Origin of the sequence: Lentilactobacillus parakefiri (assembly GCF_002157585.1) — a bacterium.
Taxonomy (GTDB): domain Bacteria; phylum Bacillota; class Bacilli; order Lactobacillales; family Lactobacillaceae; genus Lentilactobacillus; species Lentilactobacillus parakefiri.
Genome location: NZ_BDGB01000120.1, coordinates 1 through 392, shown reverse-complemented (window position 1 = coordinate 392; position 392 = coordinate 1). Strand labels below are relative to the sequence as shown.

General features: G+C 43.4%; 1 pseudogene. It reads left to right on the top strand.

The window, feature by feature from the left end:
* Positions 1–182 (top strand): annotated as a pseudogene (locus LPKJCM_RS11560) (helix-turn-helix domain-containing protein); the annotation flags it as partial.
* Between the last annotated feature and the right edge of the window lie 210 nt (positions 183–392).

Sequence of the window (392 nt, the reverse complement as noted above, 5' to 3'; positions counted from 1 at the left end):
AACCCAAAATGACAAACAAACGAAAGAAACCGACTAAGAAGCGGTCAACCAAGAAGAAACTCACTCCGGAACAAAATCGTCTTAAACAATTAGAAGCTGAGAACCTAGAGTTACGCATCAAAAATGAAGCGTTAAAATTATTGGCCTCGATGAAGCAACGAACAAAGAACTCGCCCAAGTAATCTGCACACTCGAGGCCAAATTCAATCTGGCTGACCTTTTACGGGTCCTGCCAATCTCTCCAGAGACCTTTTTCTACTGGAAACGCCAATTTAAGAAACCAGACAAGGATTGCCAATTGAAACCCTTTATTTCTCGTATCTGGAATCACGACCAACACATGGGGGTTCTGCGGATTACCCAGGCCCTCCTGAATGATTTTGACCTTAAGG